The organism is Janthinobacterium sp. BJB301 (assembly GCF_002735685.1).
In the GTDB taxonomy this organism is placed as follows: domain Bacteria; phylum Pseudomonadota; class Gammaproteobacteria; order Burkholderiales; family Burkholderiaceae_D; genus Janthinobacterium; species Janthinobacterium lividum.
The window spans coordinates 131,365-149,592 of sequence record NZ_PDZJ01000004.1; the positions used below are offsets into that span (position 1 = coordinate 131,365).

The following is an 18,228-nucleotide window of genomic DNA, read 5'->3' on the forward strand; positions in this document are numbered from 1 at the left end:
TCCAGCGCTTATCCGCAGACTTACGCACAGAGTTATCCACAATACGCAGAAAGAGGCGATTGCATCGCTGGCAAGCCGCTGGAATCAGTACAAAGGGTAGCGACAAGCGCATGGCTAGCCAGATTGAAAAACTTGCCAACAGCTTATGCGCAGGCTTGCGCACAGGCTTATGCTCCACTTGTGCAGAGGCTTGCCCACAGAGTTATCCACATACAAAAAAGGCAGGCCGGGCGGCCTGCCTGCGTGCAAGGGCTGACTGCGCCGCTTACTTCTTGATTTTCACGGGACGCGTCCAGCCGTCAATGGTCACTTGCCGCGCGCGCGAAACCGTCAACTTGCCGGCCGGCGCATCTTTCGACAAGGTCGTGCCGGCGCCCAGGGTGGCGCCCTTGCCGACGGTGACGGGGGCGATCAGCTGGCTGTCGCTGCCAATGAAAGCATCGTCTTCAATCACCGTGCGGAACTTGTTTACGCCATCGTAGTTGCAGGTGATCGTGCCAGCGCCGATGTTGACCTTGGAGCCGATGGTGGCGTCGCCGATGTAGGCCAGGTGGTTGGCCTTGCTGTGCGCGGCGATCTGGCTGTTTTTCACTTCGACGAAGTTACCGATGTGCACGTCTTCCGCCAGGACCGTACCCGGGCGCAGGCGCGCGTACGGGCCGATGATGGAAGCGGCGCCGACGACGGCATCCTCGATATGGCAGAAGGGCTTGATGTGCGCGCCAGCGGCCACCGTGGCATTGATGAAGACGTTGTTGGCGCCCACGCGCACGCCATCGCCCAGTTCGACTCTACCTTCGAACACGCAGCCGACATCGATGGTGACATCGCGGCCGCAAATCAGTTCGCCGCGCACGTCGATGCGGGCCGGGTCCAGCAGGGTCACGCCCCGTTCCAGCAGCGCTTGCGCGATATTGTTCTGGTGGATGCGTTCGAGCTGGGCCAGCTGCACCTTGCTGTTGACGCCCGCCACTTCCCACACGGCGGCCGGGTGGGCCGACGTGACGGCCACGCCATCGGCGACAGCCTGGGCAACGATATCGGTCAGATAGTATTCCCCTTGGGCATTGTCATTCGACAGGGCCGACAGCCATTGTTTCAGTTGTACGGTGGGCGCGACCATGATGCCGCTGTTGATTTCCTTGAGGGCGCGCTCTTCTGGCGTGGCATCCTTTTCCTCGACGATGCGCACGATGGCGCCGTGCTCGCGCACGATGCGGCCCAGGCCAAAGGGATCGTCCTGTTCCACGGTCAGAATGGCCAGCTTGTCCTGGCCCGCCGCCTGCACCAGCTGCTGCAGGGAAACGGCGCTGGTCAGCGGTACGTCGCCATACAGGATCAGGGTCGGCACGCTGTCATCGAGCAAAGGCAGCGCTTGTTGCACGGCATGACCGGTACCCAGTTGCTGCGCCTGCTCGGCGGCATCGATCTGCACGGCATGGTTCACCTTGTAGCCGTCGAGCAACTTCAGCACCGCTGCGCCCCCATGCCCGTAAATCACGCATAATCGGGACGGCGCCAGGCCACGCGCCGTGTCGATGACGTGCGACAACAGCGGCTTGCCCGCCAACGGGTGCAATACCTTGGGCAGTGCCGACTGCATGCGTTTGCCCATACCGGCAGCGAGAATGACAACGTTCATAGACCGTCTTTTATAAGTTAAGAATATGAAAAAGTTTAACACGCAGGCCCCGTTTTCCACGCCCTTTGGCCGTTTTACTTATGCCCTGCTGGCCATCCTGCTCGTCGTCATGGCCGGCTGCAGCGGCTTGCGTCTGGCCTACAACAATGGCGATACCGTACTGTACTGGTGGCTGAACGCGTATGTCGACCTGGACCGCGACCAGAAGGGCTGGGTGCGCGACGATATCGACAAGCTGTTCGACTGGCACCGCAAGACGCAATTGAAGGATTACGTGGAAATCCTGCGCACGGGCCAGAAGCAGCTGCAAGGCAATACCACGCAGGCAGACCTGATGGCGGACTACAGCGAGATCAAGCAGCGCACCCAGGCGCTGCTGCTGAAAGCTGCGCCCGAGCTGGCCGACCTGGCGCGCTCGCTCAAGCCCGAGCAGATCGCGCAGATGGAAAAGAAGTTCAAGTCGAACAATGATGATTACCGCAAGAAATACCTGAGCGGTGACCAGGAAAAGCGCCAGAAACTGCGCTACAAGAAAGCCATGGAGCAATTCGAACTGTGGTTCGGCAGCTTCAGCAGCGAACAGGAAGCCATCATCCGCAAGGCATCCGACGCGCGTCCGCTGAACAATGAGATCTGGCTCGACGAGCGCATGCGGCGCCAGCAGAATGTGTTGAACCTGGTCAAGAAAGTCCACCAGGAAAAACTCGGCAAGGAAGCCAGCGCAGCCCTGATCACGACCCTGATCAAGGACAGTTTCGAGCGCCTCGAACATTCGGAGCGCAAGGCCTTCTTCGATGCCTACGAAAGCAGCACGGCGCAGATGGTCTTGACGGTGATCAAGATCGCCACGCCGGCGCAAAAGGCCCATGCTGTCAAGCGCATGCAGGGCTGGATCGACGATTTCAATTCCCTGGCCACGCAACCCAAATAGAGCGGCAGCGCCAGCAGGGGGGAGGGGGCCATATGCTATAGTGGCCGCCACCGAATTGAAGAAATCCCCATGCAAAAGAAAATAAAAAAACCCGCCAAAGTCCCCGTCCACCACGCGCCGCCACCGAACCAGGTACGCATCATCGGCGGCCAGTGGAAGCGTTCCGTGCTGCCGGTTTTACAGGCACTGGGCTTGCGCCCGACGCCAGACCGCGTGCGCGAAACCGTGTTCAACTGGATCAATCACTTGCGCGACGGCGACTGGGCCAACGCCCAGGTGCTGGACCTGTTCGCCGGCAGCGGCGCGCTGGGTTTTGAAGCGGCCAGCCGCGGCGCCGCCGCCGTCACCATGGTCGATACGCATACGCCCGTGATTCGCCAGCTGGAAGAGAACAAGGTGAAATTGCGCGCCGACAACGTGCAACTGCTGCGCGGCGATGCCCTGCTGACGGCGCAAGGCCTGGCATCGCGCGGCCAGCGTTTCGACCTGATCTTCCTCGATCCGCCGTACCAGCAGGATTTCCTGGCGAAAGTGTTGCCACTGTGCGCCAACCTGCTCAAGGAAGGCGGCATGGTGTACGCGGAATCGGGCTTGCCGCTGGTCTTCGATGCAGCCAGCGCACTGGAAAAACCGGAGTGGATGGCGCCGTGGGAAGTCATCCGCGCCGACAAGGCGGGCACCGTCTATTATCATTTGCTAACTTACAACAAAGTGCCGGCAACTGCCTGAATCTGCCTATAAATGAGGCAAAAAGGCTCCCTGCCCCGAGGCGCAGCACCAAGGTGGTCACCAATTTCAGGCATAATGCGCGTCTATATTGGTGCATCGTCAGGGAGCCGCAATGGTTGTAGCCGTTTATCCAGGAACATTCGATCCGCTCACGCGCGGTCATGAAGATTTGGTGCGCCGCGCATCGGGTCTGTTTGACAAGCTGATCGTCGGTGTGGCCGACAGCAAGAACAAGCAGCCGTTTTTTTCGCTCGACGAACGCCTGGAAATCGCTAACGAAGTGCTGGGCCATTACCCAAATGTGCAAGTGGAAAGCTTTTCCGGCCTGCTCAAGGATTTCGTGCGCAAGCATGAAGCGCGGGTCATCGTGCGCGGCTTGCGCGCCGTCTCCGACTTCGAATACGAATTCCAGATGGCGGGCATGAACCGCTACCTGCTGCCCGATGTCGAAACCATGTTCCTGACGCCATCCGACCAGTACCAATTCATTTCGGGCACCATCGTGCGCGAAATCGCGGCGCTGGGCGGCGACGTCTCCAAGTTTGTCTTCCCCTCGGTGAACCGCTGGCTGCAAAACAAGATTGCCGCCAACGCTGCATCATCGCAATAAGTAAGAGTGAAATCATGGCATTACTGATCACCGACGAATGCATCAATTGCGACATTTGCGAGCCCGAGTGCCCGAATGACGCGATCTACATGGGCGCGGAAATCTACGAAATCGATCCCAACAAGTGCACCGAATGCGTGGGCCACTTTGACGAGCCACAATGCCAGCAAGTGTGCCCCGTCAGCTGCATCCCCTTCAATCCCGCCTGGCGCGAAAGCCCGGAGCAATTGATGGCCAAGTACGAACGCCTGCAGGCGGAACTCCCCGCCGCAAAAACCTGAGCATTTCTCCCGCGCCACTTCTGGGCCACTTCTGCGTGGCGCCAGCTTCTGCCAACTGTTCTACACTGTGTGCTGACTTATCCACAGCCCATGGTTTCCACGGAGGTAGAAGATGCAAATATGCACATCGCGTTTGGGCCACTCCCTCGCTGCCATCGGCCTGTGCGCCGCCCTGGCACAAGCAGCGCTGGCCGTCGAGATCGGCGGCGTCAAGCTGGACGACACGGTGCAGCTGGCCAGCCGCGAGTTGAAACTCAACGGCGCCGGCGTGCGCTACAAGGTCATCTTCAAGGTCTACACGATTGCGCTGTACCTGCCGGAAAAGAAAACCCAGCTGGCCGACATCCTGGCGCTGCCCGGGCCGCGCCGCCTGGAAATCGTCATGCTGCGCGACATCACCTCGGACGAGCTGGGGCAAGCCTTCATGCAGGGCTTGAAGCGCAGCTCCGACCAGGCCGACCGCACGCGCCTGCTGAGCCAGACGATGCAGTTCGGCGCCATGTTCGAAATGGTGCCCGGCCTGAAAAAGGGCGACATTCTCACCGTGGACTGGCTGCCGGAAGAGGGCACGTTGTGCAAGCTGAACGGCAAGCAGGTGGGCGACATGGTGCCGGACCTGGCCTTCTATAATGCGCTGCTGAAAATCTGGATCGGCGCCCATCCGGCCGACACCTTGTTGCGCGCGCATTTGCTGGGCGACATGGCCTGAAGCGGCCTGAACGAAAACGCGGGCGTAAAAAAGCCGGCTTGCGCCGGCTTGTCATCTGCAACAGTTACTCGCTCAGGCGCGCGTCGACAGGGCACGCAGCTCGGCGGCATTGCTTGGCGATACGCCATCCATCTTGCCCAGGGTGCGTTTCAAGGCTTGCGCTTCGCGCATCTGCTGGCGCGCCAGGCGCTCTTCGCGGCTCAGCTTGGGACGCACCAGCAGCACCATGGCGCGGGCGATCCCCACCAGCAAAGGCTTGAACAGCAGGGCGAAGGCGCCCACGGCCACGATCACCAGCACGAGTTGCAGGGCATTCAGCAGGGAAATCTCCAGCACGGGTGCGGATACTGCGTACAGGGCGGAGGCGAAGGTAGACATAGTGTTCCAGTGCATTATAGAATTTGCCAGTACTATAGTGCAGTGCAACATATAAATCTAATTCCATTTCTTGATACCAATTATATGAATCATGAATGGAAAACTGTAATATTTTTTTACGAGTGAAAATATTCGTGCCCGGCGCGGTTTACACTCTTAAGTAATCAATTCAACTTTTATCTTGGGCTTTCCATGAGTTTTCTGACGCTGGATCTGAACTTGCTGCGTGTTTTCGACGCCGTCATGACGGAACAAAACCTGACGCGCGCAGCCGGCCACCTGGCGATGACGCAGCCGGCGGTATCGAACGCCATCAAACGCCTGCGCGAGAGCCTCGGTGACGAATTGCTGATCCGCACGGCGTACGGCGTGAAACCCACGCCCCGCGCCGAAGCGCTGTGGCCATCCGTGCGCTCGGCCCTGGCCAGCCTGGAAGCGGCCGTCACGCCGGAAACCTTCGACGTGTCGAAAACCCACGCCACCTTCCGCATGGCCATGGCCGATGCGACGGCCGCGTTCTGGCTGCCTTCGCTGATGCGCTCGATCGAACGGGAAGCGCCCGGCGTCAACGTGCGCATGATGCCGCTGACCACGCGTGAACCGCGCCCGATGCTGCTGCGCGGCGACATCGACCTGGCCGTGGGCTTCTTTCCCGGCGTGGCGGCGCAACTGTCGAGCGAAACGGGTTCGCCCATCCGCCATGAACGCCTGTATTCCGGCAAGTATGTGTGCGTGATGCGGCGCGGCCATCCGCTGGCCGACAAGGAATTGACCCTGGATAACTACTGCGCGGCGAACCATTTATTGGTGAGCTTTTCAGGCCGCGCGCATGGCTTGATCGACGAGGCGCTGTCGCAGATCCACCGCGAACGGCGCATCCTGTTAACGGTCAACCAGTTCTTTACCGCTGGGCGGGTCGTCGCCAATTCCGACCTGATCACGGTCTTGCCGCGCCACCTGATCGCCTCGACAGGCATGACGGAATCCCTGCTGTACAAGGATTTGCCATTGACCCTGCCAGCCGTCCACCTGGACATGCTGTGGCACGAGCGCGACGCCCGCAGCCCCGCCCACAAATGGCTGCGCAACCATCTGGAAAGCATGAACACGCCCACCCTGCGCACGGCCACGGCAGCCGGCGGCGGCGTGGCGCCGAAGCCGCATATTGAATAAGTGTTCTACCGGCACAAAAAAACGCCTGATGAAACATCAGGCGTTTTTTTTATGCGTGACTGCTGGAGCGGTAACCGATTCTGAAACCGCCCCAGTGCTTGCCATCGACGTGGATGGGCACGGATAAATCGTGCATGACTTCGCCCGTGTCGCGTTTATAGGTCTGCAACAGGAACGCCCGGGTGTTGCTGCCGCAGCGCTTGCCCGTGCGGTCGCTGAAGATGCGTTTGGTACGGTTATTCACGATATCCGTGGCGTAGTCGCCCGTCAGCGGCTGGGAAAACTTCTTGTTGTGCGTCGGGAAATATCCATTGTTGTCAACGGCACCCGCGTAGGCCAGGTGCGGCAGGGCGGCCAGCACGCCTTCCTGCACATCCGGCAGCACTTTGTCCGTAAACGCGTCGAACTTCGTGTTGTGCTTGGGCGGATTGGTATTCGGGATGGGACGGTAGTGGCGGTCGAACAGGGCTTCGCGCGTGATGCGCCCCGACGCGATGGCTTGCTCGAAGAGTTTGCCCACGTCGCGCGCGGCGCGCTGGGCCGCCTCGCGGATCTCGTCGTGCGGCGTGGCCACGCTCGATTCGCCGAGGGCGCCGGCGATCACTTCGGCCCGCTCGGCCAGGGCCATGGCCGACTGCGTGGCGCGCGGCAATTCGGCGTTCGTCGACAGCATGCTGTCGCGGATTTGCAGGATGGCATCGGCGATCACTTGCGTCGTGTCGACGTGTTCGCGCGAGGCGCGGGCGATTTGCCCGATCTCGTCTTCCGACACGCCCGACGATTCCTCGATATGGCTGAGCGATGCATGCACGCTTTCCACATTGCGCGCCGCTTCCGTGACGCCGGCCGCCAGCGAACTCATGCCACGCGCAGCTTTTTCCGACTGTTCATTGATTTCGCGCACCATCACGCTGATTTCATCGGAGGCTTCCTTGGTGCGCTGCGCCAGTTGCCGCACTTCCCCGGCCACGACGGCAAAACCGCGTCCATGTTCGCCGGCACGCGCCGCCTCGATGGCGGCGTTCAGCGCCAGCAAGTTGGTGCGCGCGGAAATATCGGAAATGGCTTCCGTGAAACCTGTGATGCGTTTGGATTTTTCCTGCAAGCTCAGCATGGTACTGGAAGCGCCTTGCGCTTCTTCGCGTGCCTTATTGATGCGCTGCAAGCCCTGGTCCACTTCGGCGCGCGCCGCCACGCTTTCCACGCGCACGCCGGCGGCCACCTTGGCGGCCCGCTCCGCATTGGCGGCGATCTTTTCCGTCATTACGGCATTTTGTACGGAACTGTCGGCGATGTCGCTGGCCGTGCGCACATCGAGTTCCACCTTCTGTTTGACGGAATCGACAAAATACGAGGTTTCCGCCGCGCCGATCATGATGGCATCGATGGCGTTGCCCACCGTGTCGGCGAACTGATGCAAGCCTGGCTCGCCGCGCGCACGGCCGGCAAACGCCAGCAGCCCCGCGCCGATGGCGGCGGCCACGCAGGCGATCAGATACGGATGGTCGCCGCCCGAGAGCAGCAGCAGATAGGCCAGGCAACAGGCCACGGCCATGGCCAGGATCGTGAATACAAAGAAACGCACCAGCTGATGCTGCAACTGCTTCATTTGTCCCCCGCTGCGCGAACCCGTCACGTCCCGTTGAGGGGACGTGCCGTAACCGTATGCGGGTGGGCACGATTGCCCACCTTGCACCCTGAACGTAACGTCTGCGCGGCGTTTCAGGCGGCTACCGGGTAGCAGAATTGTAGTTCTACCCTACAACATTTGTTCCGATAGCTCAATCAGAAAAGTAGGGCGGCTACACCAAGGTCACTTAATTGGCAATTTGGTGGTGTTTTTGACCTCTTCCATGACGGCATAAGTGTGGGTTTCCCGCACACCTTTCTGCAACAGCGTCTTGCCCAGGAATTCGCGGTAGGCAGCCATATCCTTGACGCGCGCCTTGACCAGGTAATCGAAACCGCCGGCCACCATATGACATTCCAGTACCTCTGGAATGATTTGTACGCTATGCTTGAAGGCATCGAACACTTCCGGTGTCGTACGATCAAGCACGACTTCGATGAACACCAGCAGCGACACGTCGAGCAGCTGCGGGTTCAACTGGGCCGTATAGCCCATGATGTAACCGGATTCGTGCAACTTGCGCACGCGCTCCAGGCAGGCGGCAGGCGACAGGTTCACGCGCGCGGCCAGCTCCACATTGCTGATGCGTCCATCGCTCTGCAATTCCATCAAGATTTTCTTACTGATCTTGTCCAGCATTCCTATCACCCCCAAATTAATATTATTTGGTTAAATTGTCGCATCAAAAACTATCTATTGCTAGTCCCCTGTATTACCAGAATTAATCCATAAGAATCCCCTTTACAATCGAATCATCTTAACGTCCGACTTTCTGTATTTTTTTGCACCAAAAAAGAGCAAGAATTACGTCAGTTTTCGTCCCTTTTTCCTTGTAAAGAGCACTTATGCACCCTGCAGGCCCCTCGGCTTTTACCCCGATTCCTTTTGCTGCGTTCCAGGCAGAAATCCTGCCCGAAGCGACACCACAACGCGCCGCCATCACCTCCGCCTATAGGCGCGATGAGGTTTCCGCCGTGCAGTGGCTGTTGCAACAAGTCCGCCCCAGCAGCACCGAAACGACAGCCGAAGGACAAGCGCTGGCGCACCGCCTGGTCTCGAACGTGCGCCAAAAACGCACACGCGCCTCGGGCGTCGATGCACTGATGCACGAGTTCTCGCTATCGTCGGAAGAAGGTGTTGCATTGATGTGTCTGGCTGAAGCGCTGTTGCGTATACCCGACAGTCAAACGGCCGATCGCCTGATCGCCGACAAAATCAGCAAGGGCGACTGGAAGAAGCACCTGGGTGAATCGCCATCGCTGTTCGTCAATGCCGCCACCTGGGGCTTGCTGATTACGGGCAAACTGGTCAGCACCAGCAGCGAATCGGGCCTCGGTTCGGCCATGAGCAAGCTCATCGCCAAAGGCGGCGAGCCGCTGATCCGCAAGGGCGTCGACCTGGCCATGCGCATGCTGGGCAACCAGTTCGTGACGGGCCAGACCATCGAAGAAGCGTTGAAGAACAGCCGCGAGAATGAAACGCGCGGCTACCGCTACTCGTACGACATGCTGGGCGAGGCGGCACTGACGCAGCAGGACGCGGCCAGCTACTACGCCTCGTACGAAACGGCGATCCATGCCATCGGCAAGGCGTCGAACGGGCGCGGCATCAAGAACGGCCCCGGCATTTCCGTGAAACTGTCGGCCCTGCACGCGCGCTACAGCCGCGCCCAGCGTGCCCGTGTCATGGAAGAATTACTGCCGAAAGTCAAAGCGTTGCTGTTGCTGGCAAAACAGTACAACATCGGCTTCAACATCGATGCGGAAGAAACAGACCGCCTGGAACTGTCGCTCGACCTGATGGAAGCACTTGCCTTTGATACCGATTTGGCCGGCTTCGACGGCATCGGCTATGTGGTGCAGGCGTATCAGAAGCGCTGCCCGTTCGCCATCGATTACCTGATCGACCTGGCGCACCGCAGCGGCCGCAAGTTCATGGTGCGCCTGGTGAAGGGCGCGTATTGGGATGCGGAAATCAAACGCGCGCAAGTCGATGGCCAGGAAGGCTATCCCGTCTACACGCGCAAGGTCTACACGGACGTCTCTTACCTCGTGTGTGCGCAAAAACTGCTGGCCGCCAGCAGCCTGATCTATCCACAATTTGCCACCCACAACGCGCAAACCCTGTCGACCATTTATACCTGGGCGAAACGCGACGGCATTACCGACTACGAATTCCAGTGCCTGCACGGCATGGGCGAGACCCTGTACGACCAGGTCGTCGGCCCCGACAACCTCGACAAGCCGTGCCGCATCTACGCGCCCGTCGGTTCGCATGAAACCCTGCTGGCCTACCTGGTGCGCCGCCTGCTGGAAAACGGCGCCAACTCGTCGTTCGTCAACCAGATCGTCGACGAAAACGTGGCCATCGATAGCCTGATCCGCGATCCCCTGGAACAGGCGCGCCTGCAGGGCGGCTTGCCGCACCCGTCGATTCCGCTGCCGCTGGACATGTTTGGCAGTGAACGCAAGAACTCGGCCGGCCTGGACCTGTCGAATGAAGACACCTTGCGTACCCTGGCCACCGGCCTGGCGCAGCAACAGTCATGGCAGGCTGCGCCGCTGATCGATGGCGCCGTCAGCCTGAATGGCCCCACGCACATGCTGCACAACCCGGCCCAGCATGACGATGTCGTGGGCAAGGTCATGGAGGCCGGTCCGGCCGACGTGGAAACGGCCCTGGCCAGCGCCAGCGCGTACGCCATGGATTGGCAAACGACAGAGCCGTCGCTCCGCGCGCAAGCTTTGCAGCGCGCGGCCGACCTGTTCGAAGAACACCACATCGAGCTGATGGCCCTGGCCGTGCGCGAAGCGGGCAAGTCCCTCCCGAATGCGATCGCGGAAATCCGCGAAGCCGTCGACTTCCTGCGCTACTACGCGGCGCAGGTGGAACACGCGCCGAACACCCTGGCGCTCGGTCCCGTCACCTGCATCAGTCCGTGGAACTTCCCGCTGGCCATCTTTACGGGCCAGCTGGCCGCCGCCCTGGCCGCAGGCAACGTGGTGCTGGCCAAGCCGGCCGAGCAGACGCCGCTGATCGCCCACCGCGCCGTGCAATTGCTGCATGCGGCAGGTGTGCCACGGGGCGCGCTGCAATTCTTGCCTGGCAGCGGAGAGATCGTCGGTGCCGGCCTGTGCAACGACGCGCGCGTGAAAGGCGTGATTTTCACGGGTTCGACGGAAGTGGCGCAATTGATCAACCGCAACCTGGCCGCCCGCGCCGTGGCCGAAGGCATCGACATCCCCCTGATCGCCGAAACGGGTGGCCAGAACGCCCTGATCGTCGATTCGTCCGCCTTGCCGGAGCAAGTGGTGCAGGACGTGATGTCGTCCGCTTTCGACAGCGCCGGCCAGCGCTGCTCGGCCTTGCGCGTGCTGTTCCTGCAAACGGAAATCGCCGACAAGACCATCCATATGCTCAAGGGCGCCATGCAGGAATTGCGCGTTGGCAATCCTGACCGCCTGGCGACCGATATCGGTCCCGTCATCGATGCGGAAGCGCAAGGTAATCTGCTGGCGCACATCAACAAGATGAAAACCATGGCCATCGACCACTATTCGCTCGATTTGCCGACCGTCAAAGGCACGTTTGTCGCCCCGACCGTGCTGGAAATCAAGTCGCTGGCGCAATTGACGCAGGAAGTCTTCGGCCCCGTGCTGCATGTGATCCGCTACAAGCGGGCCGACTTGCCGCAACTGGTGCAATCGATCAACGACAGCGGTTACGGTTTGACCCTGGGCATCCATACGCGCATCGATGAAACCATCGATTTCATCACCAAGCGCGCGCATGTGGGCAATATTTATGTGAACCGCAATATCGTCGGCGCCGTCGTCGGCGTGCAACCGTTCGGCGGCGAAGGCAAATCGGGCACGGGACCGAAAGCCGGTGGCCCCCTGTACCTGAAACGCCTGCAGCGCAATGCGCCTGCCGGCGCGCAGCACCAGCGCCAGGCGCCACCGGCCCTGGATGCGCTGACCGTCTGGGCGAAGATGCATGGCCACGACAAGGTCGGGCAACTGGCACAGGACTATGCGCGCACCACCTTGCTGGGCAGCAGCACCGTCTTGCCAGGCCCGACCGGCGAGCGCAATACCCTGAGTTTTGCCGCGCGGGGCACGATTCTGTGCGCGGCGGCAACGTCCGGCACCTTGATGAACCAGCTGGCCGCCGTGCTGGCCACCGGTAACCAGGCCCTCGTGCTGGCGCAAGCGCCGGATCTGATTCCCGGCGATTTGCCGGCCGCGCTGAAGGACCGCATCCAGGTCGTCAGCAGCCTGGATGCGGTCAAGCATGATTTCCAGATCGCCATGATCGAGCCTAGCCTCGATGGCCAGCTCAAACCGTTGCTGGCGGCACGGGAAGGGGCCCTGGTGGCCACTATCGCCACCACGCAGGAGGGTGCCATCCCCCTGTGGCGCCTGGTCGCTGAGCGGGCGCTGTGCGTGAATACGACGGCAGCAGGTGGAAATGCCAGCTTGATGATGTTAAGTGTCTAAATTTTAAGCAGATAGTTAACGCGGAAGGGCAGAACCAGTGGTTCTGCCCTTTTTTTATGCACGCTAGCTGAAAAATCAGCAAGCCAGGCGCTGGCACAATTGCTGGATCACCGTCAACGCATACGGCGAGGCAACGGTCTGCACAAAACGCATGAAGTCGACTGCCGCCTCTTCGTTGGCATTGTCGGAAATGGTGCGCATGACCGTAAATGGCACGCCCAGTTCAAAACACACTTGCGCCACGGCGGCGCCTTCCATTTCGACGGCCAGCAGGTCGGGGATATCTTCTTTCAGTTGGTTCACATGCGCGGCGCTGCTGATGAACTGGTCACCGCTGGCGATCAGGCCGCGGTGGACCTGTGCGTGCTGCAAGCCAAATTCCACGATATGCGCTGCCTTGAGCACGCTGGAGACATCGTCACGCAAGAAATCTTCGGCTGCACCAGCCAGTTGCGTGCTCAATTCCAGGTCCGTGGCAAAACGCTGCAAGCCTGTCAGCGGCACTTCGAAGCGGGGAAACAGAGGGCGGGCGTCCATATCGTGCTGCAGCAGCGCTTCGGCCACCACGATATCGCCAACTTTCACGCGTTTATCCCCACTGCCGGCCACGCCGGTGAAGACGATGTGGGTAACTCCGTACTTTTCCACAAGGATAGAAGCTGTCATGGCAGCGGCAACCTTGCCCAGACGCGACAGGACGCACACTGCGTCGATATTCCACAGGGTTCCCAGGGTGTAGTCGCGCATGCCGTGTGAACGCCTCTGGGGGCCTTGCATGGCTTCTACGAGCCCCTGCTGTTCTTCGTGCAAGGCACTGATGATGCCTAAACGCATTTTTTTGTGTGAATTCATGCTGTTTTTACAGGTTTTTGGGGATTGCAAAACGGTTTACACGGTGAAAACAGCCGTTTCGGCGACTTTTCCACCGTGCGCGTTTGTCTCTGTGTTTTAAATAAAGATGTATACATAAAAATAGTAGTGATAGTAAACGGCCATTTTTTTGTGGATAAGTCGGTATACCGTATAAGAATCATCGACTTGGCGCACAAAAAAGTAGGCGCACAAGCATTGTATCCAGCAAGGACTTGTTTGGGATAAAAATCGGGCTGTGGACAAAGATCGACTTTTCCCACATCTCATCCTGTGGATATGCAGGCACTTATCCACAGCAGCAAGCAGAAATCATGTTTTTTCTTGCTGTAGTGGCATGGTTGACGTGCTTCGTCTGCCTTGATCCTTGCCTGGCAATTCAGGTTGAGCAACCACGAACGTTGTTCTTTCACGGACCATCGCATCCAAGTGATTCCTGGAAGACGGTTTTGCAGTGGGTCGCGATGTCGCCGTTGGCTTTTTTTGGACGGTTTTCGCCTGCTTTTTGGAAATATCCCCGGACTTCCGCTTTTTTTATCGGTTTACAATAGATCTATATATAAAAATAGTAGTAATAGTAAACGCGTTTTTTTCTGTGGATAAGTCGCTTTTTTTCAACAGGATCAATCGTTTACGCGCAAAATAAAGCGTGCATAATCGCTGTATCACGCGAGGAGCAAAATTGTATAAAATGCGGGCCTGCGCATAACTTCGTGTTTACTCACAAGTCATCCTGTGGATATCAAGTGACTTATCCACAATCGTCTCAAATTCCCCCTCTTTTTCATATCGAACCGCTTGCCGGCACTGTGCCCGCTCAAGCCTGTTGACGTTTCCATTTTGCAAAACGGTTTAGCAGTGCTGTGTGCGTGATGTTGGCCACACCGGTTTTCGTCGCGCAGTTGTTGGCTCGAATTTTTTTTGTCAGCCAAAGTAGCTTGCCGGTTTTTTTTGAAGACAAGTTGGTGAACCCTTTCAAAGATGAAGGGCAGGCAAAGCGCGCGTTGTCGGGTTTACCTTAACAAGTTCGTATACAAGAATAGTAATAGTAGTTAACGGGCACATCTTCTGTGGATAAGTCCCGATTTATCCTTGTAAACAATCGCTTGGCGTGCGGATAAGCGCTGAGTAAGGGGTGTATCTGCCGGGGATGGTTTTGGGATAAAAAAAAGGCGTCCAAAAAAATTTTCGTTTACGCACATATCGTACCTGTGGATATCCATACGGTTATCCACAGCTTGATGACCCTGTTTTTGAGCTTGCCGTGACGCTCGCTCATATCGCTGGCCACGATTAATGTCGCCCTGGCCCGGCACTGGTGGTAATCTCAAGGCGGCTCAGCAGCCATGCATGCATGAACGAATACAGACTCTGGTAGCGGATCGCAGTGGGGAGACACGCCGCGCGACAGCTTGATGGCATACCGAAAGGAGCTTCATTGGAATCGGCAGGCGAATACGACTACATCATCGTGGGCGGCGGCACGGCAGGTTGCGTGCTGGCCAACCGGCTCACGCGCGACAAGGATGCCAACGTTTTACTCGTGGAAGCGGGCGGCAAGGACGATTACGTGTGGATCCACATCCCCGTCGGCTATCTGCATTGCATCGGCAATCCCCGCACGGACTGGCTGTATTCCACGCAGGCGGACGCGGGATTGGGCGGGCGCAGCCTGATCTATCCACGCGGCAAGGTGCTGGGCGGCAGCTCTTCCATCAACGGCATGATCTACATGCGCGGCCAGGCCGGCGATTACGACCACTGGGCCGACTTGACGGACGACGCTTCCTGGCGCTGGGACAAGGTCTTGCCGCTCTTTAAACAAAGCGAGGATTACTACGGCGGCGCGTCGGAAAACCATGGCGTCGGTGGTGAATGGCGCGTGGAAAAACAGCGCTTGTCGTGGGATATCCTGAACGCGTTCCGCGATGCGGCGCAGCAGGTCGGCATCCCGAAAACCAGCGATTTCAATGGCGGCGACAATAGCGGCAGCGCATATTTCGACGTCAACCAGCGCCGCGGCATCCGCTGGAATACCTCGAAAGCGTTCCTGAAACCGGCATCGCGCCGCCCGAACCTGACCATCATGACGGGCTGCCACGTGGAACGATTGCTGTTGGAAACGACGGAGTCGGGGCCGCGCTGCACGGGCATTGTATTTACGGGCGGCGGCACGCAGTGGCAGGCGACAGCCCGGCGGGAAACCTTGCTCACGGCGGGCGCTATCGGTTCGCCGCAATTGCTGCAATTGTCCGGCATCGGCCCGGCCAACTTGCTGCAGCAGCATGGCATCGCGCCCGTGCTGGACGCGCCTGGCGTGGGCGGCAACCTGCAAGACCATTTGCAGCTGCGCATGGTCTTCAAAGTCCAGGGCGTGAAAACCCTGAACATCATGGCGGGCAATATGCTGGGCAAGATGCAGATCGGCTTGCAGTATGCGCTGTTCCAGAGCGGGCCCATGTCGATGGCGCCATCGCAGCTGGGCGCATTCGCCAAGTCCGATCCGCAGCAAGCCACGCCGAACCTGCAATACCACGTGCAGCCGCTCTCCCTGGACAAATTTGGCGAGCCCTTGCATGCGTTTCCCGCGTTTACGGCCAGCGTCTGCAATTTGCGGCCCACTTCGCGCGGCCATGTGCAGATCGCCTCGGCCGACAGCTATGCGGCGCCGAAGATCGTGCCCAATTACCTGAGTACGGAGCAGGACCGCACAGTGGCGGCCGACGCCTTGCGGCTGACACGGGCCATCGTGGCCGCGCCGGCGTTAAGTAAGTTTGCGCCGCAGGAATACAAGCCCGGCGTGCAATTCCAGAGCCAGGAAGAGCTGGCGCAGGCGGCCAGCCAGATCGGTACCACCATCTTCCACCCGGTGGGTACTTGCCGCATGGGCCTGGCCAGCGATGCATCTAGCGTGGTCGACAGCCAGTTGCGCGTGATCGGCGTGGCTGGCTTGCGCGTTGTCGATGCATCGATCATGCCGTACATTACTTCTGGTAACACGAACTCGCCCACCGTGATGATCGCGGAAAAAGCGGCGCAAATGATACACGCGGCCTGGAAATAGCAGGAAATAGCTGAGTAAAGGCGCGAGTTTGCGCCATTCGGGCTGGCGCAAAATCCCCGTAGTTATACTGTATTGTGCGTTAAATTTAAGTTGTGTATTATAAAAATGACTAAGTAGTACAAAAAGTACAACTAGGAGACACGATGTCAAACGTAATCTTGGAAACAAGAAATTTGACCAAGGAATTCAAGGGTTTCACCGCTGTGAGCGAAGTGAACCTGAAGGTAGAGCGGGGCCATATCCACGCCTTGATCGGTCCGAACGGCGCCGGCAAGACCACGTGTTTTAACTTGCTCACCAAATTCCTGGTTCCCACTTCAGGACAGATCCTGTTCAATGGGAAAGATATCACTGCCGCCAAACCGGCCCAGATCGCCCGTATGGGCGTGATCCGTTCTTTCCAGATTTCCGCCGTCTTCCCGCATTTGTCGGTGTTGCAAAATGTGCGTATCGGCTTGCAGCGCCAGCTGGGCACGTCGTTCCACTTCTGGCAAAGCGAACGTTCCCTGAATCAGCTCAACGATCGCGCCATGGCCTTGCTGGCCGAGGTCGACCTGACGGAATTTGCCGACACCATCACGGTCGACATGCCGTACGGGCGCAAGCGGGCGCTGGAAATTGCCACCACCCTGGCGATGGAGCCGGAAATGATGCTGCTCGACGAACCGACGCAAGGCATGGGCCATGAAGACGTGCATCGCGTGACGGAACTGATCAAAAAGGTGTCGGCTGGCCGCACGATTCTGATGGTGGAACACAATATGAGCGTGGTCTCGGGCATCTGCGACAAGATTTCCGTCCTGCAGCGCGGCGCCATGCTGGCCGAAGGCAGTTATGCGGAAGTGTCGCGCAATCCGCACGTGATGGAAGCGTACATGGGCACCACCCACGCGGAACTGGAAGGGGCGCATTGATGGCGACACAAGCGAATCGCGGCGCACCCGCGCTGGAAATTGCACAGCTGCACACCTGGTATGGCGAATCGCACATCCTGCATGACGTGAACTTGAAAGTGGAGCAGGGTGAAGTGGTGACTTTGCTGGGCCGCAACGGCGCCGGCCGCACCACCACCTTGCGCGCCATCATGGGACTGACGGGGGCGCGCACGGGCTCGATCAAGGTCAACGGTGTCGAAGCGATAGGTTTGGCCACGCACAAAATCGCCCACCTGGGCATCGGGTATTGTCCCGAAGAGCGCGGCATTTTTTCATCGCTGTCGACGGAGGAAAACCTGCTGCTGCCGCCGACCTTGGCCAGCGGAGAGAAAGGCATGTCGGTGGAAGAAATCTACGCCATGTTCCCGAACTTGCAGGAACGCCGCCACAGCCAGGGCACGCGCCTGTCGGGCGGGGAACAGCAGATGCTGGCCGTGGCGCGCATCCTGCGCACGGGCGCGCGCCTGCTGCTGCTCGATGAAATTTCCGAAGGCCTGGCGCCCGTCATCGTGCAAGGGCTGGCGCGCATGATCACCACCCTGAAAGCGAAGGGCTACACCATTGTCATGGTGGAACAGAATTTCCGGTTTGCCGCGCCACTGGCGGACCGGTTTTATGTGATGGAGCACGGTCAGATCGTCGAGACTTTTGCTGCATCCGAACTGGAGGCCAAGATGCCGGTATTGACCGAGCTGCTTGGCGTGTAGTCCCCATGTAGTACGCGTACATCTGGTACGCGTTATCGTCCAGCAATCGACTGAATAGCAAACAATAATC

Annotated in this window: 15 protein-coding genes; 10 read left to right on the forward strand and 5 right to left on the reverse strand. The window is 59.1% G+C overall.

Annotated features, from left to right (window positions below; genetic code table 11):
• Nucleotides 1-265: 265 nt before the first annotated feature.
• Entirely contained in the window at nucleotides 266-1,642 is a 1,377-nt protein-coding gene (gene glmU, locus CSQ91_RS22580; protein WP_099389703.1) for a bifunctional UDP-N-acetylglucosamine diphosphorylase/glucosamine-1-phosphate N-acetyltransferase GlmU, read from the reverse strand.
• 25 nt (nucleotides 1,643-1,667) lie between these two features.
• Here glmU and CSQ91_RS22585 point away from each other — a divergent pair, with 25 nt between their 5' ends.
• The 5 genes from CSQ91_RS22585 to CSQ91_RS22605 all read left to right on the forward strand — a co-directional run bounded on the left by CSQ91_RS22585 (nucleotide 1,668) and on the right by CSQ91_RS22605 (nucleotide 4,902).
• Entirely contained in the window at nucleotides 1,668-2,573 is a 906-nt protein-coding gene (locus CSQ91_RS22585; protein ID WP_180278492.1) for a DUF6279 family lipoprotein, read from the forward strand.
• 69 nt (nucleotides 2,574-2,642) lie between these two features.
• On the forward strand, nucleotides 2,643-3,302 hold the full coding sequence (gene rsmD, locus CSQ91_RS22590) for a 16S rRNA (guanine(966)-N(2))-methyltransferase RsmD (protein ID WP_099389704.1): 660 nt from the start codon (nucleotides 2,643-2,645) through the stop codon (nucleotides 3,300-3,302).
• A gap of 112 nt (nucleotides 3,303-3,414) precedes the next feature.
• Nucleotides 3,415-3,912 carry a pantetheine-phosphate adenylyltransferase gene (gene coaD, locus CSQ91_RS22595; RefSeq protein WP_034752633.1) on the forward strand — a complete coding sequence of 166 codons (498 nt, stop codon included), beginning with the start codon at nucleotides 3,415-3,417 and terminating at the stop codon, nucleotides 3,910-3,912.
• A 14-nt stretch (nucleotides 3,913-3,926) separates the two neighbouring features.
• Nucleotides 3,927-4,193: a YfhL family 4Fe-4S dicluster ferredoxin gene (locus tag CSQ91_RS22600; RefSeq protein WP_034752637.1), complete on the forward strand. Its 267-nt coding sequence runs from the start codon at nucleotides 3,927-3,929 to the stop codon at nucleotides 4,191-4,193.
• A gap of 112 nt (nucleotides 4,194-4,305) precedes the next feature.
• Nucleotides 4,306-4,902: a chalcone isomerase family protein gene (locus CSQ91_RS22605; RefSeq protein ID WP_099389705.1), complete on the forward strand. Its 597-nt coding sequence runs from the start codon at nucleotides 4,306-4,308 to the stop codon at nucleotides 4,900-4,902.
• Nucleotides 4,903-4,974: 72 nt separating this feature from the next.
• Here CSQ91_RS22605 and CSQ91_RS22610 read toward each other — a convergent pair whose 3' ends face one another.
• Nucleotides 4,975-5,280, reverse strand: a complete 306-nt coding sequence (locus CSQ91_RS22610) for a hypothetical protein (protein ID WP_034783860.1) — start codon at nucleotides 5,278-5,280, stop codon at nucleotides 4,975-4,977.
• A gap of 192 nt (nucleotides 5,281-5,472) precedes the next feature.
• Between CSQ91_RS22610 and CSQ91_RS22615 the strand changes: the two genes are divergently transcribed.
• Nucleotides 5,473-6,453, forward strand: coding sequence for a LysR family transcriptional regulator (locus CSQ91_RS22615; RefSeq protein ID WP_034752642.1), 981 nt, complete (start codon nucleotides 5,473-5,475; stop codon nucleotides 6,451-6,453).
• Between the two features lie 49 nt (nucleotides 6,454-6,502).
• Here the strand turns inward: CSQ91_RS22615 and CSQ91_RS22620 are convergent, their stop codons facing one another.
• Nucleotides 6,503-8,062 (reverse strand): methyl-accepting chemotaxis protein, encoded by a 1,560-nt coding sequence (locus CSQ91_RS22620; RefSeq protein ID WP_070279917.1) that lies wholly within the window; start codon nucleotides 8,060-8,062, stop codon nucleotides 6,503-6,505.
• Between the two features lie 204 nt (nucleotides 8,063-8,266).
• Nucleotides 8,267-8,722, reverse strand: coding sequence for an Lrp/AsnC ligand binding domain-containing protein (locus tag CSQ91_RS22625; protein WP_010393827.1), 456 nt, complete (start codon nucleotides 8,720-8,722; stop codon nucleotides 8,267-8,269).
• A gap of 206 nt (nucleotides 8,723-8,928) precedes the next feature.
• Between CSQ91_RS22625 and putA the strand changes: the two genes are divergently transcribed.
• The gene (gene putA / locus CSQ91_RS22630) at nucleotides 8,929-12,582 is read left to right on the forward strand and encodes a trifunctional transcriptional regulator/proline dehydrogenase/L-glutamate gamma-semialdehyde dehydrogenase (RefSeq protein WP_070279918.1); all 3,654 of its coding nucleotides are present in this window, start codon (nucleotides 8,929-8,931) and stop codon (nucleotides 12,580-12,582) included.
• A gap of 75 nt (nucleotides 12,583-12,657) precedes the next feature.
• Here putA and CSQ91_RS22635 read toward each other — a convergent pair whose 3' ends face one another.
• Nucleotides 12,658-13,416: a 5'-methylthioadenosine/adenosylhomocysteine nucleosidase gene (locus CSQ91_RS22635; RefSeq protein ID WP_180278502.1), complete on the reverse strand. Its 759-nt coding sequence runs from the start codon at nucleotides 13,414-13,416 to the stop codon at nucleotides 12,658-12,660.
• A gap of 1,474 nt (nucleotides 13,417-14,890) precedes the next feature.
• On the opposite strand from CSQ91_RS22635, the gene CSQ91_RS22640 reads away from it, so the two are divergent.
• The 3 genes from CSQ91_RS22640 (at nucleotide 14,891) to CSQ91_RS22650 (ending at nucleotide 18,158) form a co-directional block, all read left to right on the forward strand.
• On the forward strand, nucleotides 14,891-16,516 hold the full coding sequence (locus tag CSQ91_RS22640; protein ID WP_099389707.1) for a GMC family oxidoreductase: 1,626 nt from the start codon (nucleotides 14,891-14,893) through the stop codon (nucleotides 16,514-16,516).
• A 143-nt stretch (nucleotides 16,517-16,659) separates the two neighbouring features.
• Nucleotides 16,660-17,430, forward strand: coding sequence for an ABC transporter ATP-binding protein (locus tag CSQ91_RS22645; protein ID WP_070279921.1), 771 nt, complete (start codon nucleotides 16,660-16,662; stop codon nucleotides 17,428-17,430).
• Nucleotides 17,430-18,158 carry an ABC transporter ATP-binding protein gene (locus tag CSQ91_RS22650; protein WP_034783852.1) on the forward strand — a complete coding sequence of 243 codons (729 nt, stop codon included), beginning with the start codon at nucleotides 17,430-17,432 and terminating at the stop codon, nucleotides 18,156-18,158. Before CSQ91_RS22645 ends, CSQ91_RS22650 begins: the two co-directional genes overlap by 1 nt.
• Nucleotides 18,159-18,228 lie beyond the last annotated feature (70 nt).